This is a genomic window from Geodermatophilus dictyosporus (assembly GCF_900115505.1).
Classification (GTDB): domain Bacteria; phylum Actinomycetota; class Actinomycetes; order Mycobacteriales; family Geodermatophilaceae; genus Geodermatophilus; species Geodermatophilus dictyosporus.
Genome location: NZ_FOWQ01000001.1, coordinates 113,172 through 137,614, shown reverse-complemented (window position 1 = coordinate 137,614; position 24,443 = coordinate 113,172). Strand labels below are relative to the sequence as shown.

Genomic DNA, 24,443 nt, shown 5'->3' with positions numbered 1-24,443 from the left:
CGAACCACGCCGCCGAGAGGATGGTTGGAGATGCAGACCCAGCAGTTCGGAGCCGTCATCGACGCCGTACTGGGGGCCCGCCGGCAGGAGCCGGGACGCCGGCTCGCGCCGTCGTCCGACGACCGGGGAGGACCCGAAATGACCCGCCTGCGCACCGCCCTCATCGCCGCCCGCGCCGCCCGCGCCCGCCGCCGCGACGACCGCGAGATCGCCCGCGCCCTCGCCACCGCACCGACGCTGGAGTCGGCGCACGAGATCGCCGCCCTCGCCGCCCGCCGGTGAGCCGCCGCGCCGCCCCGCCGCGGCGCACCTCCCGACCCGGCCCCGGAGCCCCACGGCTCCGGGGCCGTGCCGTCTCCGGGTGTGGTCTGCGTCATGCTCGCGCCGCTAGGGTGGCACTCAGTGCCAGCCGGGTGGGTCCCGGCGGTCCGACCGAACGGAGACGACGGTGGCGAACGCGTGGTTCGAGACGGTGGCCGAGGCCCAGCGCAGAGCGAAGCGGCGGCTGCCCAAGGGCGTCTACGGCGCGCTGGTGGCCGGCTCGGAGAAGGGCCTGAGCGCCGACGACAACCTGCGCGCCTTCGAGGAGCTCGGCTTCGCCCCGCACACCGCCGGCCTGTCGAACAAGCGCGAGATGACCACCCGGGTGATGGGCCAGGACGTCTCCATGCCGGTGCTCATCAGCCCCACCGGGGTGCAGGCGGTGCACCCCGACGGCGAGGTCGCCGTCGCCCGGGCCGCCGCCGCCCGCGGCGTGGCGATGGGCCTGTCCTCCTTCGCCAGCAAGCCGGTGGAGGAGGTCGTGGCCGCCAACCCGAGGACGTTCTTCCAGATGTACTGGGTGGGCACCCGCGACGAGATGCTCGCCCGCATGGACCGCGCCCGGCGGGCCGGTGTCGTCGGCATGATCGCGACCCTCGACTGGTCGTTCGCCTACGGCCGCGACTGGGGCAGCCCGTTCATCCCGTCGAAGATCGACTTCGAGGCCGCCCGGAAGTACGCCCCGCAGGTGCTCGTGCGCCCGCGCTGGCTGCTCGACTTCGCCCGCACCGGGCGCATCCCCGACCTCACCGTGCCCAACATGGTCGCCACCCCCGGGGAGGAGGCGCCCACCTTCTTCGGCGCCTACGGCATGTGGATGCAGTCGCCGATGCCGTCGTGGGAGGACGTCGCCTGGCTGCGGTCGCAGTGGGACGGGCCGTTCATGCTCAAGGGCGTCATGCGCGTCGACGACGCCAGGAGGGCCGTCGACGCCGGCGTCACCGCGATCTCGGTGTCCAACCACGGCGGCAACAACCTCGACGGCACCCCCGCCCCCATCCGCGCCCTCCCGGCGGTCGCCGAGGCCGTCGGCGACCAGGTCGAGGTGCTGCTCGACGGCGGCATCCGCCGCGGCAGCGACGTCGCCAAGGCCCTGGCGCTGGGCGCGAAGGCCGTGATGATCGGCCGCGCCTACCTGTGGGGACTGGCGGCCAACGGCCAGGCCGGGGTGGAGAACGTGCTCGACCTCCTGCGCGACGGCCTCGGCTCGGCGCTGACCGGCCTGGCCCGCGAGTCCACCGCCGACATCTCCCGCGACGACGTCGTCGTCCCGCCCGGCTTCGAGCGGCGCCTCGGTGTCGCCGAGCCCGACGCGCCGGTGGAGACCACCCAGCCGCGCACCCGGACCCGCAAGGTCCAGCCCGCCTGAGGGAATCCTCCGGGGCGGGTCGCGTTGCACCGTGCAACCAACGTGCACCGCAACCGACGTGCACCGCAACCGACGTGCACCGCAACGAACGCGCACCGTCCCGGAGGTACCCCCGTGCAGATCCCGCTGTCCGTGCTCGACCTCGCCCCCGTCGCCCGCGGCGAGACGGTCGGCAGCAGCATCGCCGCCAGCGTCGCGCTGGCGCAGCGGGCGGAGGAGACCGGGTACCGGCGGGTCTGGTACGCCGAGCACCACAACATGCGCCACATCGCGTCGTCGGCCACCAGCGTGCTGATCGCGCACGTCGGCGCGCACACCTCGACCATCCGGCTCGGCGCCGGCGGCGTCATGCTGCCCAACCACTCGCCGCTCACCATCGCCGAGCAGTTCGGCACCCTCGAGGCGATGTACCCCGGGCGGATCGACCTGGGCCTGGGCCGGGCGCCGGGCTCCGACCAGAACACGATGTACGCGCTGCGCCGCGACGCGGCCTCCGCCGAGCGCTTCCCGCAGGACGTGCTCGAGCTGCAGGGCTACCTGACCGGCCACTCCCGCGTCCCCGGCGTCGAGGCCGTCCCCGGCCGGGGGTCGGACGTGCCGCTGTACGTGCTCGGCTCGTCGATGTTCGGCGCGGGCCTGGCCGCCGCCCTGGGCCTGCCCTACGCCTTCGCCTCGCACTTCGCCCCGCAGGCCCTCGAGCCCGCGGTGGCCGCCTACCGGCGCGACTTCCGGCCCTCCGAGCAGCTCGACGCCCCGTACGTGATCGCCGGCGTCAACGCGATCGCCGCCGACTCGGCGGAGACGGCCCGGGCGGCACGCGAGGCCACCCGGCGGCGGCTGGCCGTCGGCCTGTTCGGCCAGGGCCGCGACCTGACCGACGACGAGGCCGACCTGCTGCTGGCCTCGGGCGCCGGCGTGCACGTCGACCGCATGCTCACCCACACCGCCGTCGGCACCCCCGCCGAGGTGCGCGAGCAGCTCACCGCCTTCGCCCGGCTGGCCGACGCCGACGAGCTGATCGTCGCCCACCAGGCGCCGGGCACCGAGGAGCGGCTCCGCTCGGTCACCCTGGTCGCCGAGGCGATGTCCTCCGTACCGGCGTAGCGCGGCGCCCGGACCGCACCTGCCGGGGATCGGGAACCGCCTCGGGGAGGATGTCGCGGTGCACCCCGAGACCGTCCTGCTGCTCGTCCTGGCCGGCGTCGCGGTCGTCGTGGCCGCCCGGTGGCTGGGCGACCGGACCGGCCTGCCGTCGGCCGCGCTGCTCACCGTCGCCGGGCTGGTCTACGGGCTGCTGCCCGGGCCGAACCTGGCCCTCGACCCCGAGTTCGTGCTCGCCGTCCTGCTGCCGCCGCTGCTCTACAGCGCGGCGCTGGACTCCTCGCTGATCGCCATCCGCGACAACCTGCGCACGGTGGTCGGCCTCTCGGTGCTGCTGGTGCTGGTCACCGCCATGGTGGTCGGCGTCGGGTTCGCGCTGTGGGTGCCCGGGGCGACGCTGGCCGCCGGCGTCGCGCTCGGCGCCGCGGTCGCCCCGCCGGACCCGGTCGCCGCGCTGGCCGTGGGCCGGCGGGTCGGGCTGCCGCCGCGGCTGGTCACGCTGATCCAGGGCGAGGGCCTGCTCAACGACGCCACCGCGCTCACCCTGCTCACCGTCGCGGTCGCCGCGGCCACCGGTGACGGCTTCTCCACCTGGTCGGCCCTGGGCCAGTTCGCGCTGTCGGCGGCCGGTGGCGTGCTGGCCGGCCTGGCCGTCGCCCACGGCATCCGCCCGCTGCGCCGGCTGCGCCGCGACCCGCTGTCGTCGAACGCGATCTCGCTGGCCACGCCGTTCGCCGCCTACCTGCTGGCCGAGTCGGTGCACGTCTCGGGCGTGCTCGCCGTCGTCGTCGCGGGGTTGGTCATCGGTCACAACGCGCCCTACTGGACCTCCGGCGCCACCCGGCTGCAGACCGACGCGGTGTGGCGGCTGGTCGACTTCCTGCTCGAGGGCGTGGTGTTCCTGCTCATCGGCAACCAGCTGCCCGCGGTCATCGGCGGCCTCGGCGAGTACGCGCCCTCGACCGTCGTCGTCGCCGCCGCGGTCACCGTCGGCGGGGTCCTGCTGGTCCGGCCGCTGTGGCTGTGGCTCACCGAGCACGCCCCGCAGGCGCTGCACCTGCGCCTGGGCGCCGGCCCCGAGGCCGAGGACGGCGACCCGCGCACCGTCCCGAGGCAGCTGTCGGGCCGGGAGATCACCGTGCTCAGCTGGGCCGGCACCCGCGGCGTGATCACCCTGGCGGCGGTCTTCACGCTGCCGCTGTCCACCGACGCCGGGGAGCCGTTCCCCGCCCGCGACCTGCTGCTGTTCTGCGCCTTCCTCGCCGTGCTGGTCACGCTGGTCGGGCAGGGCGCCACCTTCGCCCCGCTGGTCCGCCGACTGGGACTGCGGGCCGACGCGGCCGACGGCGCCCGGCTGCGCAACCAGGCGCGCGTCGCCGCCGTCGAGGCCGGGCTGACCCGGCTCGACGAGCTGCAGGCCGAGCAGCACGACCACGTCGACGACGCCGCGATCGAGTCGGTGCGCGGCGCCCTGCGCACGCGGCTCGACCGCTACCGACGGCGGCTGGAGGTGCTCAGCGAGGCCGAGGGCGAGATCCCGATGTCGCCGCGGTACGAGGCGGCGCTGCGGGTGCGCCGGGCGGTGATCGACGCCGAGCGCGAGGAACTGCTGCGCTGGCGCGACCTCGGCCGGCTGCCCGACGAGGGCCTGCGCACCCTGGAGCGCGAGCTCGACCACCAGGAGAACCTGCTGCCCTCCCGGCCCGCGTAGCGCCGGGTGGTCAGCGGGCCGGCACGTGGCCGTCGAGCCAGGCGACGACGTCGGCGAGGACCTCGTCCTGCTCGGGCTCGTTGTGCGGCTCGTGGTAGAGCCCGTCGTAGACGCGCACCGTCAGGTCGGGCGAGCCGGCGTGCCGGCGCACCACCTCGCTGGCCGACGGCGGCATCAGCCGGTCGTCGCCGCCGTGGAGGACCAGCAGCGGCAGCCGCAGGCCGCGCAGCCGGCCGGGCATGCCGGCCGCGCCGGTCATGATCGCGTGGCCGGTGCGGGCGACCATCCTCCCGGTGTGGTTGAGCGGGTCGGTGCGGTAGTCGGCCACCACCTGCGGGTCGCGGCTGACCGTCTCCGCGTCGAGGGTGAGCACGCCCAGGCCCGGCGCCACCCGGGCGAGCAGCGGCGCGACCACCCGCTGCACCGGGGTGGCCGTGCTGGTGTCGAGGGCCGGCGCGGAGACCACGCCGCCGGCGACCCGCTCGTGCGGCTCGCCGGTGAGGTACTGCAGCGCGACCAGCCCGCCCAGGCTGTGGCCGTAGACGAACAGGGGCACGCCGGGGTGCCGGTCCGCGGCGGCCCGGACGGTCGCGGCCACGCCCCCGACGGCGGCGTCCAGGCCGACGATGTCGCCACGCCGGCCGGGTGAGCGGCCGTGGCCGGGGTGGTCGGGGGCGTAGGACGCGTAGCCGGCCTCCCCCAGCCGCTGGGCGACGTGGGCGTAGCGGCCGCCGTGCTCGTGGGCGCCGTGCACCAGCACGACCACGCCGACCGGGTCGGGCACCGTCCAGCCCTGCCAGTACTGGCCCGTCGGCAGCGTCCCCTGGCCGTGTCTGGTCACGCGTCCTCCTCGTCGGTGCTGCTCACCGGCGCGCAGGCTAACCCGCGGGCCGGACCCCGCGGCCCGGCGGTCAGGGCACGACCGGCTCGACGTCCCGGGTGCAGAACATGCAGACCGACGCGTCGACCGGGATGAAGCTCTTGCAGTGGTCGCACTCCCGGTTGCCCTGGGCACCGGCGGTCTCGCGGCCGGTGGCCCGGCGGATGGCCTGGACGAGGAACATGATCGTCACCGCCAGCAGCAGGAAGGACACCAGCGCGGTCAGGAACGAGCCGTAGCGGATCTGCGCGCCGTTGACCGTGAGCACCAGTGCGGTGAAGTCCGGCTGGCCGAAGACGGCGGCCACCAGCGGCAGGATGACATCGCCCACCAGCGACTCGACCACCGTGGCGAAGGCGGCCCCGATCGCCAGGCCGACGGCCAGGTCGACGAGGCTGCCGGAGAAGGCGAAGTTGCGGAAGTTGGTCAGCAGAGTGCGCACGGGTCCCTCCCAGCCGGTCCGAGGAGCCGGAGCGTAGGGGGCCGGCGCGGGCCCGCGCGGCCGGGGGGCGACGGCCCGCGCCGCCGGGACGGGCCACAGGTCGGAACTGCGCCGGGACACGGGCGTGTCGCCTCCCCGAGTGGCACCATCGCGGGACAGCGGTGCCCCACTGGGTCGATGCCACGGACCAGTGCGCGCGATGACGCCGGGAGACCACCGGCTCGGAGGACCTGTGCTCCCTGCGACGACGAGACCCCGCCTCCTCGGCCCCCGTCCCGACCTGGACGGCTGGCTGGCCGCCGCCGCCGCGCGCTGGCACGCCGCCGACGACGCCGCCGCCGCCGTGCGCGCGGTGGTCACCGACCTCGCCGCGCTCCTGCCGGCCGGCGCCGCCGTCTCGGTGGTGCTGCGCGGGGCCGGGCACCGGCCCCGCGACCCGGTCGCCAGCTCCGACCGGGCGGCCACCGTCGACGCCGCCCAGGTCGCGGGCGGCCACGGTCCGCTGCTCGAGGCGCTCGCCGGCACGCCCGCGGGCAGCGCCGACCTCACCCGCGACCCGCGCTGGCCGCAGCTGGCCTGCGCCGCGGCCGCCACGGGGCTGCGGGCGGCGACCTGCCTGCCGCTGGACACCGGACGCGAGGTGATCGGGGCGCTGTCGGTGTACGCCGCCGGCGAGGTGCCCGGGCGGACGGCGCTGCTCCCGGTGGCCGCGCACGCCGCCCTGGCCCTGCGCTCGGTCCAGCGCATCGAGCACCTGGCCGTGGCGCTGGCCAGCCGCGACGTCATCGGCCAGGCGAAGGGAGTGCTCATGGAGCGGTACCGGATCACCGCCGACGCCGCCTTCGGCATCCTCGTGCGCGCCTCGCAGGACACCCACCGCAAGGTGCGCGACGTCGCCGCGCTGGTCACCGAGACCGGGGAGGCGCCGGGCGACCCCGGGACCGCGGACGACGGCCGGTGAGCCGCGGGCGGCACGACTGGGTGGTCCTCGACAGCGAGGAGGCCCACGCCCAGGTGGTCGGCGACTTCGTCGTCGAGGGGGTGCGCGCCGGTGAGTGCGTGCTGCTCACCGGTCTGGGCACGCGGGAACCGCGGCTGTGGGCGCGGCTGCGGCGGGCGGGCGTGGTCCCGCAGACCTGGGAGCCGAGCGCGACGACGGCGGTGCGGGTGGTGCCGCCCGACCCCGCCCGGTTGCCCGGCTACGTCACCGGGGCCCTGGCCGAGGGCTACCCGGGCGTCCGGTTCAGCGGTGCGCTGAGCGCGGGTGCCAACCCGTTCGAGGAGGTGGTCACCGAGCTGGCCGCCCAGGTGCCCCTGACGGTGCTGTGCCCCTACTTCCGCCACCTGCTGGCGCCCGGGCAGACGGCGTCGCTGGCCTCCGCGCACGACCACGAGGTGGACGCGACCGCCCTCTACGACGACGGCACGTTCCGGCTGACCCGGACGCCGGGTGGCCTGCGCCTGGCCGGGGAGCTCGACTCGGGCAACGCCGACGCGCTGCGGGCGGTGCTGCGGGCCACGCCGCGGGGCGACGGGCGGCCCGCCACCTGGGACGTGGCCGACCTGCGCTTCCTCGACGTCGGCGCGGCCGACTCGCTGGTCGCCGCCGCGGCCGGTCCGCCCGGACTGGTGCTGCTCGGCGCCTCCCGGCTGACCTCCCGGCTCGTCCGGCTGCTCATCGCCCGCCACCCCGGCCGCTCCGTGCAGCTGCCCGAGGCCGACGGGAGCGGGAGCGCGCGGTGACCACGTTCGGCCCGGACCCCGGCGCGGTGCTGGCGCCGGTGCACCGGTGCGCGTTCCACGAGGGGGCCGCCCAGGCCGGCGCCATCGCGGCGGAGCTGTGCCGCCAGGCCCTGTCGGCGGGCGCGCCGGTGGTGGCGCACGTGGAGGACGCCGTCCGCCGCGTGCTGAGCGCCCACGTGCCGGACGCCGCGGTGGAGTTCGCCGCACCGCAGGCGCTGCTCGAGTCGCCGATCGACGTGCTGGTCGAGGACTGGCTGCGGCACCGCTCCCGCGGCGCCCGCGGGCCGGTCGCCGTGCTGTGCCAGCGCCCGGTGGGCGACGTCGCGGAGTGGCGCCGCGCCGAGGAGGCGACCACCGCCGCCGTCAGCGCGGCGCCCCTGGCGGTGACCTGCCTGGTCGACAGCGCCGCCGCGCCGGCGGACTGCGTCGCGATGGCGCGCGGCACCCACCCGGTGCTGTGGCTCGACGGCCTGGACCTGCCCAACCCCGACCTGACGCTGGCCGCCGCCCCGAGCGACACCGTGCCGGTCACCGCCGCGGTGCTGGACCCGGACACCCCCGCGCACAACCGCCGCTGGTGGCACGACCGGCTGGCCGAGGCCGGGCTGAGCGAGCCGCGGCGCGACGAGCTGGTGCTGGTGCTGCACGAGGCGGTGATCGCCGCGGCGGCACTCGACGGCGAGCCGGCGGGTGTCCCGGTGCGGCTGCACCACGCGGGGCCGGCCGTGGTCTGCGAGGTGCTCACCCGCAGGCCGTGCGAGCTGCTGCTGCCCTCGATGGTGCCCGCCGACCGCCGGCTGCTCATGCTGTGGCTGGCCGGCAAGGTGTCCCCGGCCGTCACGCTCGCCGCGCTGCCCGAGGGCGGCGGCGCCCGGTTCCTCGTCCGGTCCGAGCCGCCCGACCGCGCCTGACCCGGGCTCCGGTCACGGCTCGACAACGGCGCGCCGGAGCTCCGCACCCCGTGCGGGCCGCCGTCGTTGCTGCCGAGGGGGGTGGTCGAGGAGTGACCGAGCGCGGGGGCGGCGACGTGGTCGTGGGCACGGCGGACGTGCGGCGGCCGGCCGAGGTGCGGGCGTGGGTGCGCGAGCGGGCCGCGGCCGCCGGGTGCCCGCCCGCCGCCGCCGAGGAGCTCGTGCTGCTGGTGTCGGAGGTCCTGGTCGCCGGCGCCGCCCGCTCCGGTGCCGGTGACGGCGCCCGGCCGGTGCGCGCCGTCGCCGGCGCCCACGGCCTCACGGTGGAGGTGCTGCTGCCGGCGCCGCTGCTGCCGCTGCGCGGGGCCGACGCCCGGCTCGCGCTGGCCGCCGCCGCGGCGACCGCCACGGGCCTGGACGCCCGCCCGGCCGGCGACGGCGGCCAGTGGGTGCGGGTCACCGCCCGGACGTGACACCGGCCCGGCCCCCTGCGGGGACCGGGCCGGTGAGGTGGCAGACCCCGCAGGAGGGTCCTCCTGCTAGTCGGGCAGGATGCGGCCGAGCAGGCCCTTGACCGTCGAGCCGAGCCGGTAGGACTGCACCAGCCAGGCGTTGCACACGATGACCGCGCCGGCCAGTGCCGGGACGGCGGCCTGGGTGACCCGCTGCCGCGCCTGCCACTTCTTGATCTCCGGCGGCGTGCCGGCCGAGGGCAGGGTGGCGTCCTTGACCTCGAGGGCGCCGTTCTTGGCCGCCTGCTCGGCCAGCCTGCCGATCTGCGCGCCGGAGTAGGCGGCGTAGGCGGTGGCCCCGGCACCGGCCACGGTCAGCGCCGCCTTGAGGGCGCCCACCGAGCCGTAGCCCTTCTGCAGCGCGAGCCGCTGGGAGTTCGAGCGGGTCAGCTGCAGGCCGGTGATCAGCGTGGCCGCGATCCCGCCGAACTGCGCCGGCTGGAAGCGGCTCCACGCCGAGCTGGCCACCCGGACCTTGTCGATCCCCGTGGTGAGGTCGCTGCCGGACTTGTTCACCCCGGCGATGCCCATCACCGAGCCGCCGAACCACAGGGCGGTACCCAGGTCGTGCACCGCCTGGACCACGAAGCGGTTGTCGGTCGTCGTCGTCATCGGTCCTCCTGTCGAGCGCCGTCGACGTCCCTCTGCTCAGGAGCCCGGTCGCGTCCTGCGACCGCTACCCCGCCGCACGCAGCGGGGAAACGGCCCGGCCGGCTCACTCCGAGGCGCTGGCCGTGGTGCCCTCCGCCTGCTGGCTGCTGCGCGGGCCGATCCACACGGTCTTGGCGTTCGTGAACTCGTACATGCCGAGCTCGGTCAGCTCGCGGCCGTAGCCGCTCTGCTTGACCCCGCCGAAGGGCAGCTCGGGGTAGCTGGTGACCATCCCGTTGACGAACGCCATGCCGGCCTGCACGTCGCGGATGAAGGTCGACCGCTCCTGCTCGTCCTCGCTCCACAGGTTGCTGCCCAGGCCGTAGGGGTGGCTGTTGGCGATCTCGACGGCCTCCTCGAGGGAGTCGACGGTCCAGAGCGCCGCGACCGGGCCGAAGACCTCCTCGGCGTAGAGGTCCATCTCGGGGGTGACGCCGGTGAGCAGGGTCGGCCGGTAGAACCAGCCGGGCCCGTCGACCCGCTCGCCGCCGGTGACGACGGTGGCGCCCTTCCCGACGGCGTCGGCGACGTACTTCTCGACGTCCTCCCGGCCGGACTCGGTGGCCAGCGGGCCGACCTGGGTGTCCTCGGCCATCGGGTCGCCGACGACGAGCGCCGACAGCTTCTCGGCGAACAGCCGGGTGAACTCCTCGGCGACGTCGCGGTGCACGAAGAACCGCTTGGCCGCGATGCAGCTCTGCCCGTTGTTCTGGCACCGCGCGGTGACGGCGACCTCGGCGGCGCGGTCGAGGTCGGCCGACGGCATGACGATGTAGGGGTCGCTGCCGCCGAGCTCGAGCACCGTCTTCTTGAGCACGTCACCGGCGATCGAGGCGACCGACTGCCCGGCCGGGGCGCTGCCGGTGAGGGTCGCGGCGGCGACGCGGTCGTCGCGGAGCACCCGCTCCACGGCCGACGAGCCCACCAGCAGCGTCTGGAACACGTCGGCGGGGAAGCCGGCCTTGCGGAACAGCTCCTCGATGTAGAGGGCGGTCTGCGGCACGTTGCTCGCGTGCTTGAGCAGGCCGACGTTGCCCGCCATCAGGGCCGGCGCGGCGAACCGCATGGCCTGCCAGAGCGGGAAGTTCCACGGCATGACGGCCAGCACCACACCGATCGGCTGGTGCACCACGTAGGCGTCCTCGGCGCCGACGGCGCCGGCGTCGGCCGGCCGCGGCTCGAGCATCGCCGGGCCGTGCTCGGCGTAGTAGCGCAGCCCCTTGGCGCACTTGCCGACCTCCGCCTTCGCCGAGGCCAGCGTCTTGCCCATCTCGGTGACCATGAGCTCGGCGACGGCGTCGGCGTCGGCGTCGAGGACGTCGGCGGCCGCCCGCAGCCAGCCGGCGCGCTCCTGCGGGCTGGTCAGCCGGTAGGCGCGGAACGCCTCGACGGCCCGCCCGATCCGCTCGTCGACGGCGTCGTCGGTCAGCGGCTCGTAGGTCTTGAGCGTCTCGCCGGTGGCCGGGTTGATCGTCGCGATGGCCATGTCGGTCCCTCCCGTCCGCGGCGTGCGGGCTGCACGCCTCTCCGGGAGGGAGCCCTACCCGGCTGCGGGCGGGTCACCCACGGCGGCTCAGCCGACCGGCAGGCCCGCCAGCCCGGCCGCCAGGCCGAGGGCGGCGCACAGCCCGAGGGTGCGCAGCACCGACCAGCGCAGCCGGAACAGCAGGACGGCGGCGACCGCGGCGATGGCCACCGCGACCGGCCGCACGCCGGTGGGGTCGGGCAGCTCCAGCGCCAGCGGCCCGGCCGTGACGGTGTCGGAGAACAGCGTGTGGACGGCGAAGTACAGGCCCAGGCTGGCGATGACGCCGACCACCGCCGCGGTGATGCCGGTCAGGGCCGACGACAGCGACCGGTTGCCGCGCAGCCGCTCGATGTAGGGAGCGCCGAGCAGCACGAACAGGAAGCTCGGCACGAACGTCACCCAGGTGACCAGCAGCGAGGCCACGACCGCCGCGGTCCACGGGTCGAGCCCCCCGGGGGCGCGGAAGGCGCCGAGGAAGGCGACGAACTGCACCACCATGATCAACGGGCCGGGCGTCGTCTCGGCCAGCGCGAGCCCGCGGACCATCTCGCCGGGCGCCAGCCAGCCGTAGGTGGTGACGGCGGCCTGCGCGACGTAGGCCAGCACCGCGTAGGCGCCGCCGAAGGTGACCACCGCGGCGCCGGAGAAGAACAGCCCCTGCTGGGTGAGGGTGCTCCCCGTCCCGGTGAGCAGCGCGACCGCGGCGACCGGCACGCCCCAGGCGAGCAGCCCGACGGCGAGCACGGTGAGGGTGCGGCGGGCGGTGGGGCGCTCGGCGTGCAGGGCGTCGTCGGCGATGACCGGTGGCGGGCCGTCGTCGGCCGGCGCGGCGTGCGCGACGGCCGCGGGCCGGCGGCGGCCGAGCAGCCACCCGGCCAGGCCCGCCACCAGCACGACGACCGGGAACGGGACGGCGAACAGCGCCAGGGCGAGGAAGGCGGCGACGGCGATGGCGACCAGCGCCCGGCCGGTGAGCGCCCGCCTGGCCACGCGCTGCACGGCCTGGGCGACGATCGCGACCACCGCCGGTGCGAGGCCGGCGAACAGCGCGGTGACCGCCACCGTGCTGCCGAAGGCGACGTACACCGCGGAGAGCGCCAGCAGGGCGAGCACGCCCGGGAGGACGAAGAGCCCACCCGCGACCAGGCCGCCGCGGGTGCCGTGCAGCAGCCAGCCGACGTAGGTGGCCAGCTGCTGGGCCTCGGGGCCGGGCAGCAGCATGCAGTAGTTCATCGCGTGCAGGAACCGGCGCTGGCCGATCCAGCGGCGCTCGTCGACCAGCTCCCGCTGCATGACCGCGATCTGCCCGGCCGGGCCGCCGAAGGTCTGCAGCGAGACGAGGAACCAGGCGCGGACGGCGGTGCGGAACGGCGGCACCGCGGTGGCGGGCGCCGGGGTGGCGGTCGGTTCGGGGGTCACGGGTCTCCGTCGGGGTCAGGCCGGCTCGCGGCCGAGCAGCAGGCGGCGGCGGGTGAACTCGTAGAGGCCGTCGAACAGCGGGCCGGAGACGGCGAGCGTGCGCTCGTCGTCGCCGGTCATCGACAGGCCGCGCAGCAGGACGTCGAGGCCGGGCGCCTCAGGGGCGTCGAAGCGGCCGTCGTCGAGGTCGGCCTCGTGGACGATCTCGCCCATCCGCCACAGCACGGGGTCGTCGAGGCCGTGCACGCGCAGCACCGCCTCGAAGGAGCAGTCGCCGCCCACGTGGCCCAGCGCTGCGCCGCGCATGTCGAACGGCGTGGCGTCGGCCGGGACGTCGGCGGGGTCGGAGACGAAGACGAAGTCGGCGCCGGGGTCGACGAACCGGCGGATGAGCCAGGCGCAGGCGGCGCGGTCGACGTGGATCCCGGCCCGGGTCGCCCACCTCACCGGGCGCTCCCCACCTGGTCGCCGGTCGGGGCGACGGCCTCGGCCAGGGTGCGGAGCGCGGCGGCCGCGGCGTCCTTCTCGGCCGGCGGGAAGAAGTCACGGCGGCCGATGGCCCGCCACTCGCCGCGCAACCGGCGCAGCGTCCGGGTCCGCTCGGGCTCGGGCGCCCGGAGTGCGGCGGCCGCCTGCCCGGCCAGCTCCTGGTACTCCTCCGCGCGGGCCGCGGCCATCCCGGCGGCGAGCTCGCGCTCCTGGGCGGCGGTGGCCGGGCGGGCGGTCCAGATGCCGGCGGTGCCCCCGGCGGCGAGGACGTCGTCGGCCAGCCACTCCAGCGACTCGCGGGTGCGGGCGTCGGCGGGGAGCGCCACGACGCCGTCGGCGAGCTGGGCGACGCCGAGCCGGCGCAGCCGCCGCCACAGCGTCGTCCGCGGGCCCGAGGGCTCCCGCGGGAGCCGGTAGGACAGCAGCACCCACTCCCCCGTCGCCGTCACGGCGCAGATGCAACCACGGTTGCAGGGTGTCGTCCAGTGCGCGGGGGCGGTCGCGGGTACCGGGGCGCGCGTGCACCCGAAGTCCCCTCCACCCGGCCCGGTCCTGGCGGCCTTCGGAGCGGCCGGGGCGGTCGCGCGGCCCCTCAGCGGTGGCGAGGGCCGCGCGTGGGCAGTGGGCGACGTGGTGCTGAAGCCGGTGGAGGACGCGGTCGAGGCGGCGTGGCTGGCCGACGTCCTGTCGGGCCTGCACGAGGACGGCTTCCGGGTCGAGCGCCCCGTCCGCTCGGCGGCGGGGACGTGGCTGGTCGGCGGCTGGTCGGCCTGGGGGCACCTGAGCGGGGTGCACGACACGTCGGCGCGGCGGTGGCCCGAGGTGCTGCGGATGGGCGAGCGGCTCGGCGCGGCCCTGCGGCACCTGCCGCGACCCGGCTTCCTCGACGCCCGCACCCACGCCTGGTCGATCGGCGACCGGGTCGCCTGGGGCGAGGAGCCCGCCGAGGTGCACCACGCACCGCTGCGGGCGCTCGCCGACCGCCTGCTGGGCCACGTCCGGCCCGACGACGCCCCGAACCAGGTCGTCGACGGAGACCTGACGGGCAACGTCCTCTTCGCCCCCGGGCTGGCGCCGGCGGTCATCGACGTGACGCCGTACTGGCGTCCGGCGCGGTTCTGCCTGGCCGTCGTGGTGGTCGACGCGCTGCTCTGGCACGGGGCGCCGGCTCGACTGGTGGAGGAGCTCCCGGGCGACGAGGACCGGACGTCCCTGCTGGCCCGGGCGGCCCTGTTCCGGCTGGTCGCGTCGGACCGCCTCGCCCTCGGCCAGGAGCGCGCAGACCGCACCGCCTACCTCCGCGCTGCGACGGCCGACCACGAGCGGGTGCTCGGCGTGCTGGACGCGACTGCGCCCTGAGGGCAGGGCTCTCGCCCCGCGGTCCCGGGCCCGGGATCGGTCAGGCGGCGCGAGGGAGCAGGGGTTCGGGGACGCCGATCTCGGTGCCGTCGGGTCGCCAGGTGCGCCAGCGGCCGTCGGGTTGTCGTTCGACGCGGAAGCCGTGGTGGACCTTGGTGTGGTGCCGCTCGCACAGCAGCGCCGAGTTCGCCAGGTTGGTCTCGCCGCCGTCGAGCCAGTGCACGAGGTGGTGGACCTCCGCCCACCAGGTGGGGGCGGCGCAGCCGGTGAACACGCAGCCCCCGTCGCGCAGCTCGACGGCCCGGCGCAGGTGGCGGTCGGCCAGGCGCTGCTCGCGCCCGAGGTCCAGCGGTGCCCCGTCGGGGCCGAACACCACGCGGCTGATGGTGCCGTCGCAGGCGATCCAGCGGGCGCGGGCCGCGGAGATGACCGCGCCGAAGCCCATCCGCCCGGCCTCGCGGCCGGTGGCGGGGTCGGCCAGGTCCTCGAGGTCGATCACGACGGCGACGTGCGGCTTGACGGTGCGCAGCACCGGCAGCGACCCGGCGGCGAGGGCGGTGTCGCACAGCTGCACCAGCGCGTCGCCGAGGCGCTGGGCCCGTGTGCGGTCGTCCCCGGCGGGCCGGTTCGCCTGCACGAAGGACTCCAGCGCCGCCTGCAGCTTCTCCCCACCGACGGCGTCGAGCTCCCCGCGCAGCGACAGCGACCCGTCGGCGTGCCTGGCCAGCATCAGCCGGCGGCCCTCGGTGGGGTCGAGCTCGGGACCGTCGGGATCGAGCCGGGTGAGGTAGTGCCGCACCGCGGCGACGAAGTCGGCATACGGCTGCTCGAGGGCCAGCCCGGTCAGCACCGCATCGACCTCGATGAGGTCCACGCCGCGCTCGGCCGCGGCCACCAGCCGCTCGGGGATGAGCGCGGTCGCCGCTACGGCAACCTGCTCGGCTGAGACCCAGCCGGCGTCGTGCGCCTCGGCCAGCGCGGGCAGGTGGTCGAGCACCCGCCCGTTCCCCACCACCCGCGCGGCCGCCGCGGCGGAGAGCCGGCAGTGCCCGCGCAACCAGGGGCGCATCGACTTCAGCCCGTCGTGCTCGGCGGCCTGCCGGTGCTCTGCCGCCCGCACCAGCCGGGTCAGGCGGGCGTCCTCCCGGTTGCGGGCGGCGACAGCGACGGCGATCTCGTCGAGCAGTTCGCCGTCGGACAGCCCAGCCGGTGAGGACACCGCACTGCTCGAACACATGTACGGACACTATCGCACACGGCGTCGTCGGGCGACCTGTATCCGCAGGTCAGAGCCGGTGTCCACGAATCCGGCAGATGGCTTGACGGCGGCTACCCGCAGGCCGGCCGCGTCACGCAGACGTCGGGCGGCGGGAGCGGAAGTCGCCGCGGCCGGTGTCGCGGCGCCAGTCGTCGAAGGACTCCCCCGTGAGCTCCTCGAGCAGGGCGACGTCGGGCAGCAGCGGAGCCAGGACGGCGCGGCGCACGTCGACCGGCACCGGCGGCCGCGGCACGCGACCGGCGTGCAGCGCCGCCAGCAGCGGCCGCGACACCTGCCGCCACACCCGCGGCGGGGCGTAGGCGCCGAGGGCCGCGCCGGCGCGGGTGACCCGGGCCAGCGCCCGGTAGCGGGGCGTGTCGGCGACGAACGGCTTCACGTTCTCCGGCGCGACGGTGTGCGCCACCCCCGGCTCGACGCCCAGGAAGTCGCTCACCCGGTCGAGTGTCTCCCGCGGGGTGTCCACCAGCTGCCGGTAGCGCAGCAGGAGCACCTGCGACCGCGGCAGCAGCGCGTACAGGTCGCGCAACTGCTCGCCGTAGCGGCCCAGCCCGCGGTAGTGCCAGAACGGCGCCCAGCCGGCGGCGACCCGCGACTCCTCCCGCTCCACGGCCCGCGCGAAGTCGGCCTCGGGCTCGAGCCCGTCGGCGCGCAGGTGCACCCAGTTCGACCACGCCCGGTCCACCGGGTCCCGCACGACCGCGATGACGCGCACGCCGGGGACGTCGGCGACCAGCCGCCGCTGCGCCGCCCGGTCGTGCAGGTAGAACGGCGTGCTCTCCCCGCGCACCGTCCCGGGCGGGGCGCCGTCGAACAGCCGCAGGTAGTCCGCGCGGCGCCACACCCACTCCCGCGCGCTGTGCGCGTCGCCCGGCCCGCGCTGGCGGCTGCGCGGCGGCGGGCGGCCGCCGGTCAGGTAGTACTTCGGCTCCTTGACCGGCGAGAGGTACAGGCCCGGGTGGGTGGCCAGGGCCGCGTGCAGCGCCGTCGTCCCGGCCTTCGGTGCGCCGGCGATGACGAACTGCGGCAGCCGGTCGGCGTCGTCGCTCATCGGTCCCTCCTCGTCCCGGGTGGTCCGGGGTGTACACACGGGGCTCCCCGCCCGAGCACCAGATCGGAGCCCCCGCGTGACCTCGCCAGCGCCCCGCCCGCCGTCGCCCGACCGGTTCTGGGCCGACGCCGAGGTCGTCGTCGAGCCAGAGGATCCGCGCCCGGGCTCGTGGGCCGGCGGCCCCTCGGCACAGCTGGTCGACGGCACGTGGTGGCTGGCCTACCGGCTGCGCCGCCCGGTCGGCGAGGGCCGCGGCTTCGGCAACGTGGTGGCCCGCTCGGACGACGGCCTGCACTTCGAGCCGGTCGTCGCCGTCGGCAAGGAGCGCTTCGGCGCCGAGTCGCTCGAGCGCCCCGCCCTGGTGCACACGCCCGAGGGCCGCTGGCGGCTCTACGTCAGCTGCGCGACGCCGGGCACGAGGCACTGGCGGGTCGACCTGCTGGAGGCCGCCACCGTCGAGGGGCTGGCCACCGCGGAGGCGCGCACCGTGCTGCCCGGCAGCGCCACCGAGGCACCCAAGGACCCGGTGGTCCGCTGGGACGGCGACCGGTGGCACCTGTGGGCGTCGGTGCACCCGCTCGACGACCCCGACGCCACCGACCGGATGACCACCGAGCACGCCACCAGCCCCGACGGCGTCGACTGGACCTGGCGCGGCACCGCGCTGGCCGGCACGCCCGGCAGCTGGGACGCCCGCGGGGTGCGGTTCAGCGCGGTCGTCCTCGACGGCTCGCGCACCTGGGCGCTCTACGACGGCCGGGCCACCGCGGCGGAGAACTGGGAGGAGCGCACCGGGCTGGCGGAGCACGACGGCGAGGGCGGCTTCCGCGCCGCGGCCGGCGGCCCGTACCTGCAGAGCCCGCACGCCCCGCACGGGCTGCGCTACGCCGACGTCGTGGCGCTGCCGGGCGGGAGGGCGCGGTGGTTCTACGAGGCCACCCGCGCCGACGGCGCCCACGAGCTGCGCACCGTCGTCCTCCCCGCCTGACCGGTCCGGGAACGGGCAGCCGCGACGCACCGCACTCCCCCTCGCCGAGGAAACCGCACCAATCCGGTCGACTTGACACACTATGCCGCCCCGGAGTCACATGGGTGCGTGGCACCCGCCCTGACGCTCACCCGCCGGTCCGCCGTGGACCTGCTGCGGGTGGCCAGCGCGCTGTGTCCGGCCGCCTGAGCGCCGCCCTCCACCCCTCGCGCCCACCGCGGCGCGCCCTGCTCAGGAGAACCCCCGTGACCTCGCTGCTGTCCCCTGCCCGCGACACCTCCCGCGCCACCGCCCGCGACACCGCCCGCGCCACCTCGGTCACCGCCCTGGCCGCCGCCCTGCTCGCCGTCTCCGACGCGCTGCTGCCCCGCGTCGAGTACCGCGAGTCCAGCCGCTGGACCGGCCTGCTGCCCGCTGGCGACGCCGCCGACCTGCTCGACCCGTCCCTGCACGCCGACCTCGCCGCCGCCCAGGTGTGGCTGCTCACCTGGCTGCCCGGCCAGGGCACGCCGCTGCACGACCACGGGGGCTCGGCCGGCGCCTTCGCCGTCGTCGGCGGGGTGGTCACCGAGGACGTCGTCGGCGGCCGCCCGGGCGCCGTCCGCGAGGCGGCCACGGAGCTGTGGGCCGGGCGGGTGCGCCCGTTCGGCCCGCACCACGTGCACCGGGTGACCAACCGCGGGACGCTGCCCGCCGTGAGCGTGCACGTCTACCGCCCCCGGCTGACGCAGATGACCGCCTACCGCCTCGAGGCGGGCACCCTGCTGTCCACCGGCACCGAGCAGGCCGGTTTCGACTGGTGAGCGGACCGGGACCGCGCCCGCCGGGCGCCAAGAGCGTCGACCAGCTGCTGGCGGAGGCCCGCGGGCGGATCACGCGGGTGACCCCGGCGGAGGCCGCGCGGCGGGTGGCCGAGGGTGCGGTGCTCGTCGACATCCGGCCGCAGTGGCAGCGGGAGGCCGACGGCGAGGTGCCCGGCGCGGTCGTCGTCGAGCGCAACCACCTCGAGTGGCGGTTCGACCCGGAGAGCGACGCCCGCCTGCCGCAGGCCACCGGCTACGACGTCGACGTCGTCGTGCTGTGCCAGGAGGGCTACACCTCCAGCCTGGCCGCCGACGCGCTGCGCTCGCTGGGCCTGGCGAGGGCCAGCGACGTCATCGGCGGGCACCGCGCCTGGGTGGCCGACGGGCTGCCCGTCACCGGCGGCACCACCTAGACCGGTCCGGGGACGGCGGCGCGCGACGGAGGCCGCCGCCGTCCCCGCACCTCAGCTCTTGCTCTTGCCCTGCGCGCTGGAGTGCTCGTGCCGGTCGTCGCCCGAGCGGACGTGGTTCGTCTGCTTGGCGGCCCCGGTGGTCACCCCGGCCTCGCTCGGCGACATCCCCTGCTTCTTGGCCTCGCGGGCGGCGGCGCGCTGTGCGTCGGCGTCGTTGTTCTTGCTCATGGGGCGCCGGTACCCGGTCCCCCGCCCGCCACGCCGGAGAGCACGCGATAGGTCCGCGCCGCCATCCGGTCGGCGCCGAGGTCGCGCTCGGCCCGCGCCCGCGCGCGGGCGCCGAGGGCGGTGCGGGCGGCGGGGTCGAGGAGCAGCCCGCGCAGCGCCGCGGCCAGCGCGGCGGCGTCCTCGACCGGGACGACGACGGCGTCCTCCCCCACCGCCGCCCGCACGTCGCCGACGTCGGTGCTCACGCAGGGCAGGCCCTCGGCCATCGCCTCCAGCAGCACCAGCGGCAGCGCCTCGACCCGCGACGAGACCACGAACAGGTCCAGCCCGGCGAGGAAGCCGCGCACGTCGCCGACCCAGCCGGGGAAGGTGACCGGCAGGCCCGCCGCGGCGGCGCGCAGGGCCTCGCCGTCGCGGCCGGCCCCACCGAGGACGGCGTCGAACGGCACGTCGAGCCGGCGCAGCGCCGCCAGCAGGACGTCGAAGCCCTTCTGCGCGGTCAGCCGGCCGAACGCCCCGACCCGCGGCACCGCGCGGCCGGCCGGGCCGGCGGGGTCGGGCGGGACGTCGACCCCGTTGGGGACGACGTGCGCCCGCGCCGGGTCGACGCCGAGGTCGGTCACCACCTGGGCGCGGGCCGCCGTCGACGTGCCGACCAGCGCCGCCAGCCGCCGGTACCGCGCGGCCAGCACGGACCGCTGCCCGCCGGTGCGGGTGTCGCCCACCAGGTGCAGCACGCCCGCGGTGGGCGCGACCTCCAGCGCGGCGTCGACGGCGGCGGCGTTGGAGGCGGGGTCGACGAGGTTGACCACCACGACGTCGGGGCGCTGCGCGGTCAGCGCCTCGCGGGTCGCCGGTGCCGTGGCGGTGTGCCGGGTCAGCGGGACGACGGCGCGGTCGACGTCGAGGTGCGCGAACCCGGGCGCCACGGGCTCGGCGCACACCACGGACGCCGTCGCGCTGGAGGCGGCCGCGCGGCGCAGGTGGTGGGTCAGCCACACCTCCGCCCCGCCCCACGCGTCGGAGTCGGCGACGAAGGAGACCCTCACGAGGCGGCCAGGTCGAGGGCGGCGCCGGCCACCGCGGCCGGCTCGACGGTCAGCGCGCACCGGAACTCGATGGGGCAGGCCAGGTGCGGGCAGGGCGCGCAGGCGACCGTCGGCGTCAGCGCCCGGTGCCGCGGGCCCGGGTGCGCCCACCGCACCGGGTCGCCGGGCAGGAAGACGGTGACGCTGCGGGCGCCGACGGCGGCGGCCAGGTGCGCCGAGCCGGTGTCGTTGCCCACCAGCACCGCGCTGTCGCGCAGGAGGGCGGCCAGCCCGCCCAGGCCGGTCGCGCCGGTGAGGTCCACGGCCGGGGCGCGCATCGCCGCGACCACCCGCCCCGAGACGTCCCGCTCGGAGGACACCCCCGTGACGACGACGGCGAGCCCCTCGGCGGCCAGCGCGTCCCCCACCGCGGCGTAGCGGCCGACCGGCCAGCGGCGGGTGGGTGCCGACGCCCCGGGGTGCAGCACGGCGTAGCGGCCCCGCTCGAGACCGTGCGCGGCGAGGGTGGCGGCGTGCTCGGCCTCGTCGTCGGCGGTGAGGGGGAACCCCATGACCGCCTCGCCGCCCGGCGGCAGGCCGAGGTGCTCGAGCAGCGCGACGTGCCGGTCGGCCTCGTGCAGGTGCAGCGGGTAGCGCAGGTGCAGCGCCTCCGTGCCGGCCGGCGGGTCCCAGCCGGTGGGCGCGAACCCGCCGGTGCGCCGGGCGCCGAGTGCGGCGGTGACCCGGTTGGCGGCCGGCCGGTCGCCGTAGGCCTGCAGCGCCAGGTCGAACCCGCGGGCCCGGGCCGCGGCGGTGAACGGCGTCCAGCCCGGGGCGTCGACCGGGCCGTCGGGGACGCCCGGCGCGCCGGGGAAGGACAGCAGCGCCACGGGGACGCCGAGCCGCGCCACCACCGGCGCCATGCGGCCGAAGGTCACCAGCGTGACCTCGACGTCGGGCCGGGCCGCGTGCAGCCGCCGCAGCGCCGGCACGGTGCACAGCAGGTCACCCAGCCCCACCCGCAGCCGCACGAGGGCCACACGGCGGACGGCGGGGTCGGCGAGCGGCGGGGTCACCAGCGACCCCTTCCCGGGCTGTGTCGTGGACTAACCCGTGGTGCACTACGAGTCCTGCCCCCGAGAAGCCGGAGGTCCCCGCGTGCCCCGCCCCGCCGCCGACCTGCACGTGCTGCGCCTGTGCAGCGTGTTCGAACCGCCGGAGGCCCGGCGGCGCGCGGGCCCGGGAGCCCTCCCGGGGGAGCTCGACTCCCGGGCGGCGCGGTTCGACCCCATCGGCGGCATGCAGAACCACACGGCCACGCTCACCCGCTGCCTCGACTCCCAGGGCGTGCGGCAGACCGTGGTGACCGCACGGCTGGCCGGCCCCCGGGGGACGACGCCGCTCGGCCGCGCCGCCCGGGTGCACCGGACCGGGCTGCCGCTGCCGCGGCTGCGCCAGCTGTGGGCTCTCGCCGGGCTGTCCGCGGTGCTGCGCGCCGGGCGGCAGGCACCGGTCGACGTCGTGCACGCCCACCAGGGCGAGGACCTCGCGACGCTGCTGCTGGGCCGGCTGGCCGCCCGGGTGCACCGCTGCCCGCTCGTGGTCACGCTGCACTGCAGCGTCGGGCACACGCTCACCGGCCGGGGCCCGCGGGTGCGGCTGCTGCGGGCGCTGGGCGGCTGGGTCGAGCGCGGCGCGCTGCGGCGGGCCGACGCGGTCGTCGTCCTCACCACCCGCACCGCGGCGGCCGTGCGGGACGACGGCGTGCCGGCCGACCGGGTCTCGACCATCCCCTCCGGCTTCGACCCCGCGCTGTTCGCCGGCTCCCCCGCCGACGTCTTCCCCGGGGTGGCGCGGCCGCGGATCGGCTACGTCGGCCGGCTCGCGCCGCAGAAGAGCCCCGGCACGCTGGTCGAGGCGTTCGGCCGGATGCGGGAGGAGGCCGCCCTGGTCGTCGTCGGCGACGGTCCCGACCGGGCGCTGGTGCACCGGCTGGCGGCCACGAGCCCGGCGGCCGGCCGGATCACCCTGGCCGGCTTCGTCGAGCACGCGCGGGTGCCGGCGGTGCTGGGCTCCCTCGACGTGCTCGTGCTGCCCTCGGCCTACGAGGAGATGGGCTCGGTGCTCACCGAGGCGATGGCCGCGGGCCTGCCGGTGGTCGCCAGCCGCGTCGGCGGCATCCCCGAGGTGGTGCGGCACGGTGACACCGGCCTGCTGGTGCCCCCCGGCGACGCCGACGCGCTGGCCGCGGCGCTGGACGAGGTGGCCGGCGACCCGGCGCTGCGCGCGCGGCTGGCCGCCGGGGCGCGGGCACGGGCGGTCCACTACTCCTGGCCGGCGCTGGCCGCACGGGTGGCCGACGTCTACGACCGGGTGCTCGGCGTCCCGGCGGTGGAGCAGGCGGCTGCGTGACGGCTCGGGTCGCCGTCCTGGTGCCGGTGCACGACCAGGCGGCCTTCCTGCCGCGCGCGCTGGAGTCGCTGCTCGCCCAGGAGGAGACCGGCTGGGAGGCGGTGGTCGTCGACGACGGGTCGCGCGAGCCGGTCGCCGCCCCCGCCGACCCGCGGCTGCGGCTGGTGCGCACCGACGACAACCGCGGGCTCGGCGCGGCGCTCAACCGGGCGCTGGAGGAGACGACCGCGCCGGTGGTGGCCTACCTGCCGGCCGACGACGTCTGGTTCCCCGCCCACCTGGCCACCCTGCTCGCCGCCCTGGACGGCGGGGCGGTGCTGGCCCGCGCCGAGCTCGCCGAGCCCGCCGACACCCCCTACGCGCAGCTGGTGCAGGTGGCCCACCGGCGCACCGCCGACCGCTGGACGGAGCGGGCCGAGCTGGAGACCGACGACCTCGACCGGCTGATGTGGGCCCGGGTCGCCGCCCGCGGGGCGACGACCGGCACCGGCCGGGTCACCTGCGCCTGGACCCGGCACCCCGGCCAGCGGTCGCGGGCGATCCGCGAGTCCTCCGACGGCGGGCTGAACGTCTTCCGCACCCGCTACCGGGTGGCCGGGCCGCTGCGCTTCGCCTCCACCGACGGCGCGCGGACCGACGAGGTCGCCCGCTACGCGCGGTTCCGCGGGCGCGCGTACCCGCCGTCGCCGGACGGGCTGCGGGTGCTCGTCGTCGGGGAGCTGGCGTTCAACCCGGAGCGGGTGCTGGCGCTGGCCGAGCGCGGGCACTCCCTCACCGGGCTGTGGACCGACCAGGCCCTCGGCGACGCCACCGTCGGGCCGCTGCCCTTCGGGCACGTGCCCGACCTCGACCGCGACCGCTGGCGCGACGAGGTGGCCGCGCTCGCCCCCGACGTGGTGTGGGCGCAGCTCAACTGGCGGGCGGTGCCGTTCGCGCACGCCGTCCGGTCGGCGTTCCCCGACCTGCCGTTCGTCTGGCACTTCAAGGAGGCCCCGCAGCGCAGCGTCGTCCGCGGGGAGTGGCCGCTGCTGGCCGACCTGGTGTGCGGCGCGGACGCCGTGCTGCTGGCCACCGAGGAGGAGCGCGACTGGTTCGCCCTCGCGCTGTCGGGCCGGGTCGACCCCGCGCGGCTCGGCGTGCTCGACGGCGACCTGCCCAAGCGCGACTGGCTCGACGCGCCGCGCTCGCCCCGGCTGTCCGACGCCGACGGGCAGCCGCACGCCGCCGTCGTCGGCCGGCCCTCGGGCCTGGACCTCGACTGGGTGCTGGAGCTGGCCGGCCGCGGCGTGCACACCCACCTCTACGGGCAGGTGCGCGCGCCGGGGCCCACGGGCTCGTGGACCGGCTGGCTGGACGACGCGCTGGCGCGCGCGCCGGGGTCCGTGCACGTGCACCGCGCCGTCGGGCCGGAGGACTGGGTGCGCGAGCTGTCGCGGTACGACGCCGGCTGGCTGCACCGCTTCGACTCGACCAACGGCGGCGACCTGCGGCGGGCCGGCTGGGACGACCTCAACTCCCCCGCCCGGCTGCCGGTGCTCCTGGCCGCCGGGCTGCCGCTGCTGCAGCAGGCCAACCCGGGCTCGCTGGTGTCGGTGGAGCGGGTGCTGCGCGCGGACGGGACGGGGTTGTTCTACCGCTCCGCCGACGACGTGGCCGCGGCGCTGCACGAGGAGCTGGCGACCCGGTCGGGGCACGCCGCGGCGATGGCCGCCCGCGAGCGGCACGTCTTCGACGCCCACGCCGACCGGCTCGTCGACCTCTTCCGCTCCGTGACCCGCTAGTTGTCGTACCCCGCTCCTACGGTCAGC

The 24,443-nt window shown here is 77.1% G+C and carries 27 protein-coding genes; 15 read left to right on the top strand and 12 right to left on the bottom strand.

The features are described 5' to 3' along the window. The first annotated feature begins 30 nt into the window (after window positions 1–30). The 4 genes from BMZ33_RS22900 to BMZ33_RS00665 all read left to right on the top strand — a co-directional run bounded on the left by BMZ33_RS22900 (window position 31) and on the right by BMZ33_RS00665 (window position 4,502). Window positions 31–282: a hypothetical protein gene (locus tag BMZ33_RS22900; protein WP_169063699.1), complete on the top strand. Its 252-nt coding sequence runs from the start codon at window positions 31–33 to the stop codon at window positions 280–282. 166 nt (window positions 283–448) lie between these two features. Next, window positions 449–1,690 carry a pre-mycofactocin synthase MftD gene (gene mftD, locus BMZ33_RS00675; RefSeq protein WP_091106788.1) on the top strand — a complete coding sequence of 414 codons (1,242 nt, stop codon included), beginning with the start codon at window positions 449–451 and terminating at the stop codon, window positions 1,688–1,690. A gap of 114 nt (window positions 1,691–1,804) precedes the next feature. Then, the gene (locus BMZ33_RS00670; protein WP_091106786.1) at window positions 1,805–2,794 is read left to right on the top strand and encodes an LLM class flavin-dependent oxidoreductase; all 990 of its coding nucleotides are present in this window, start codon (window positions 1,805–1,807) and stop codon (window positions 2,792–2,794) included. Window positions 2,795–2,852: 58 nt separating this feature from the next. Continuing rightward, on the top strand, window positions 2,853–4,502 hold the full coding sequence (locus tag BMZ33_RS00665; protein ID WP_091106784.1) for a Na+/H+ antiporter: 1,650 nt from the start codon (window positions 2,853–2,855) through the stop codon (window positions 4,500–4,502). 10 nt (window positions 4,503–4,512) lie between these two features. On the opposite strand, the gene BMZ33_RS00660 is transcribed toward BMZ33_RS00665, so the two are convergent. Further along, the gene (locus BMZ33_RS00660; protein WP_091106781.1) at window positions 4,513–5,343 is read right to left on the bottom strand and encodes an alpha/beta hydrolase; all 831 of its coding nucleotides are present in this window, start codon (window positions 5,341–5,343) and stop codon (window positions 4,513–4,515) included. A gap of 70 nt (window positions 5,344–5,413) precedes the next feature. Continuing rightward, window positions 5,414–5,824: a large conductance mechanosensitive channel protein MscL gene (gene mscL, locus BMZ33_RS00655; protein WP_091106779.1), complete on the bottom strand. Its 411-nt coding sequence runs from the start codon at window positions 5,822–5,824 to the stop codon at window positions 5,414–5,416. Window positions 5,825–6,056: 232 nt separating this feature from the next. Between mscL and BMZ33_RS00650 the strand changes: the two genes are divergently transcribed. The 4 genes from BMZ33_RS00650 (at window position 6,057) to BMZ33_RS00635 (ending at window position 8,951) form a co-directional block, all read left to right on the top strand. Continuing rightward, window positions 6,057–6,785, top strand: a complete 729-nt coding sequence (locus BMZ33_RS00650) for an ANTAR domain-containing protein (protein WP_169063698.1) — start codon at window positions 6,057–6,059, stop codon at window positions 6,783–6,785. Then, window positions 6,782–7,567, top strand: a complete 786-nt coding sequence (locus tag BMZ33_RS00645) for an MEDS domain-containing protein (RefSeq protein WP_091106777.1) — start codon at window positions 6,782–6,784, stop codon at window positions 7,565–7,567. The genes BMZ33_RS00650 and BMZ33_RS00645 overlap by 4 nt, the downstream gene beginning before the upstream one ends. Then, window positions 7,564–8,478, top strand: coding sequence for a hypothetical protein (locus BMZ33_RS00640; RefSeq protein WP_091106775.1), 915 nt, complete (start codon window positions 7,564–7,566; stop codon window positions 8,476–8,478). The genes BMZ33_RS00645 and BMZ33_RS00640 overlap by 4 nt, the downstream gene beginning before the upstream one ends. Before the next feature lie 92 nt (window positions 8,479–8,570). Then, window positions 8,571–8,951: a hypothetical protein gene (locus BMZ33_RS00635; RefSeq protein WP_091106773.1), complete on the top strand. Its 381-nt coding sequence runs from the start codon at window positions 8,571–8,573 to the stop codon at window positions 8,949–8,951. Window positions 8,952–9,017: 66 nt separating this feature from the next. On the opposite strand, the gene BMZ33_RS00630 is transcribed toward BMZ33_RS00635, so the two are convergent. From BMZ33_RS00630 to BMZ33_RS00610, 5 genes are all read right to left on the bottom strand, one after another. After that, window positions 9,018–9,602 (bottom strand): hypothetical protein, encoded by a 585-nt coding sequence (locus BMZ33_RS00630; protein ID WP_091106771.1) that lies wholly within the window; start codon window positions 9,600–9,602, stop codon window positions 9,018–9,020. Window positions 9,603–9,705: 103 nt separating this feature from the next. Continuing rightward, window positions 9,706–11,127 (bottom strand): NADP-dependent succinic semialdehyde dehydrogenase, encoded by a 1,422-nt coding sequence (locus BMZ33_RS00625; protein WP_091106768.1) that lies wholly within the window; start codon window positions 11,125–11,127, stop codon window positions 9,706–9,708. 87 nt (window positions 11,128–11,214) lie between these two features. After that, a complete protein-coding gene (gene chrA / locus BMZ33_RS00620; RefSeq protein WP_091106766.1) occupies window positions 11,215–12,588 on the bottom strand; it encodes a chromate efflux transporter in 1,374 nt (457 codons plus the stop codon). A 15-nt stretch (window positions 12,589–12,603) separates the two neighbouring features. Continuing rightward, window positions 12,604–13,035: a chromate resistance protein ChrB domain-containing protein gene (locus tag BMZ33_RS00615; protein ID WP_091106764.1), complete on the bottom strand. Its 432-nt coding sequence runs from the start codon at window positions 13,033–13,035 to the stop codon at window positions 12,604–12,606. Beyond that, window positions 13,032–13,526, bottom strand: a complete 495-nt coding sequence (locus tag BMZ33_RS00610; protein WP_169063697.1) for a Chromate resistance protein ChrB — start codon at window positions 13,524–13,526, stop codon at window positions 13,032–13,034. The genes BMZ33_RS00615 and BMZ33_RS00610 overlap by 4 nt, the downstream gene beginning before the upstream one ends. A gap of 181 nt (window positions 13,527–13,707) precedes the next feature. Between BMZ33_RS00610 and BMZ33_RS00605 the strand changes: the two genes are divergently transcribed. Further along, on the top strand, window positions 13,708–14,436 hold the full coding sequence (locus tag BMZ33_RS00605; protein WP_169063696.1) for a hypothetical protein: 729 nt from the start codon (window positions 13,708–13,710) through the stop codon (window positions 14,434–14,436). A gap of 40 nt (window positions 14,437–14,476) precedes the next feature. On the opposite strand, the gene BMZ33_RS00600 is transcribed toward BMZ33_RS00605, so the two are convergent. Both BMZ33_RS00600 and BMZ33_RS00595 read right to left on the bottom strand, forming a co-directional pair. Beyond that, the gene (locus tag BMZ33_RS00600) at window positions 14,477–15,673 is read right to left on the bottom strand and encodes an HNH endonuclease signature motif containing protein (RefSeq protein ID WP_091106760.1); all 1,197 of its coding nucleotides are present in this window, start codon (window positions 15,671–15,673) and stop codon (window positions 14,477–14,479) included. Window positions 15,674–15,785: 112 nt separating this feature from the next. Next, the gene (locus tag BMZ33_RS00595) at window positions 15,786–16,763 is read right to left on the bottom strand and encodes a sulfotransferase family protein (RefSeq protein ID WP_091106757.1); all 978 of its coding nucleotides are present in this window, start codon (window positions 16,761–16,763) and stop codon (window positions 15,786–15,788) included. 76 nt (window positions 16,764–16,839) lie between these two features. Here BMZ33_RS00595 and BMZ33_RS00590 point away from each other — a divergent pair, with 76 nt between their 5' ends. The 4 genes from BMZ33_RS00590 (at window position 16,840) to BMZ33_RS00580 (ending at window position 18,967) form a co-directional block, all read left to right on the top strand. Next, a complete protein-coding gene (locus tag BMZ33_RS00590; RefSeq protein ID WP_091106756.1) occupies window positions 16,840–17,751 on the top strand; it encodes a glycoside hydrolase family protein in 912 nt (303 codons plus the stop codon). A gap of 108 nt (window positions 17,752–17,859) precedes the next feature. After that, window positions 17,860–17,940, top strand: coding sequence for a putative leader peptide (locus tag BMZ33_RS24600; RefSeq protein WP_425283680.1), 81 nt, complete (start codon window positions 17,860–17,862; stop codon window positions 17,938–17,940). Window positions 17,941–17,996: 56 nt separating this feature from the next. Further along, complete coding sequence (locus BMZ33_RS00585) at window positions 17,997–18,554, top strand: cysteine dioxygenase (protein WP_169063695.1); 558 nt, start codon at window positions 17,997–17,999, stop codon at window positions 18,552–18,554. Then, the gene (locus tag BMZ33_RS00580) at window positions 18,551–18,967 is read left to right on the top strand and encodes a rhodanese-like domain-containing protein (RefSeq protein WP_169063694.1); all 417 of its coding nucleotides are present in this window, start codon (window positions 18,551–18,553) and stop codon (window positions 18,965–18,967) included. Before BMZ33_RS00585 ends, BMZ33_RS00580 begins: the two co-directional genes overlap by 4 nt. A 51-nt stretch (window positions 18,968–19,018) precedes the next feature. Here the strand turns inward: BMZ33_RS00580 and BMZ33_RS22895 are convergent, their stop codons facing one another. From BMZ33_RS22895 to BMZ33_RS00570, 3 genes are read right to left on the bottom strand one after another with little or no spacing between them, the layout of a single operon-like run. Further along, window positions 19,019–19,195, bottom strand: a complete 177-nt coding sequence (locus BMZ33_RS22895) for a hypothetical protein (protein WP_169063693.1) — start codon at window positions 19,193–19,195, stop codon at window positions 19,019–19,021. Next, a complete protein-coding gene (locus tag BMZ33_RS00575; protein WP_091106754.1) occupies window positions 19,192–20,244 on the bottom strand; it encodes a glycosyltransferase in 1,053 nt (350 codons plus the stop codon). Before BMZ33_RS00575 ends, BMZ33_RS22895 begins: the two co-directional genes overlap by 4 nt. Next, window positions 20,241–21,299 (bottom strand): glycosyltransferase family 9 protein, encoded by a 1,059-nt coding sequence (locus tag BMZ33_RS00570; protein WP_169063692.1) that lies wholly within the window; start codon window positions 21,297–21,299, stop codon window positions 20,241–20,243. Before BMZ33_RS00570 ends, BMZ33_RS00575 begins: the two co-directional genes overlap by 4 nt. Window positions 21,300–21,381: 82 nt before the next feature. Here BMZ33_RS00570 and BMZ33_RS00565 point away from each other — a divergent pair, with 82 nt between their 5' ends. Then, on the top strand, window positions 21,382–22,635 hold the full coding sequence (locus tag BMZ33_RS00565) for a glycosyltransferase (protein ID WP_091106749.1): 1,254 nt from the start codon (window positions 21,382–21,384) through the stop codon (window positions 22,633–22,635). Then, complete coding sequence (locus tag BMZ33_RS00560) at window positions 22,632–24,416, top strand: glycosyltransferase (RefSeq protein ID WP_091106746.1); 1,785 nt, start codon at window positions 22,632–22,634, stop codon at window positions 24,414–24,416. Before BMZ33_RS00565 ends, BMZ33_RS00560 begins: the two co-directional genes overlap by 4 nt. Window positions 24,417–24,443: the final 27 nt, after the last annotated feature.

Excerpts from the sequence above, each read along its gene's own strand:
- BMZ33_RS00630 (WP_091106771.1), bottom strand. The coding sequence starts at position 9,602 with ATGACGACGACGACCGACAACCGCTTCGTGGTCCAGGCGGTGCACGAC.
- BMZ33_RS22895 (WP_169063693.1), bottom strand. The coding sequence starts at position 19,195 with ATGAGCAAGAACAACGACGCCGACGCACAGCGCGCCGCCGCCCGCGAG.
- BMZ33_RS22900 (WP_169063699.1), top strand. The coding sequence starts at position 31 with ATGCAGACCCAGCAGTTCGGAGCCGTCATCGACGCCGTACTGGGGGCC.
- BMZ33_RS00625 (WP_091106768.1), bottom strand. The coding sequence starts at position 11,127 with ATGGCCATCGCGACGATCAACCCGGCCACCGGCGAGACGCTCAAGACC.
- BMZ33_RS00595 (WP_091106757.1), bottom strand. The coding sequence starts at position 16,763 with ATGAGCGACGACGCCGACCGGCTGCCGCAGTTCGTCATCGCCGGCGCA.
- BMZ33_RS00600 (WP_091106760.1), bottom strand. The coding sequence starts at position 15,673 with ATGTGTTCGAGCAGTGCGGTGTCCTCACCGGCTGGGCTGTCCGACGGC.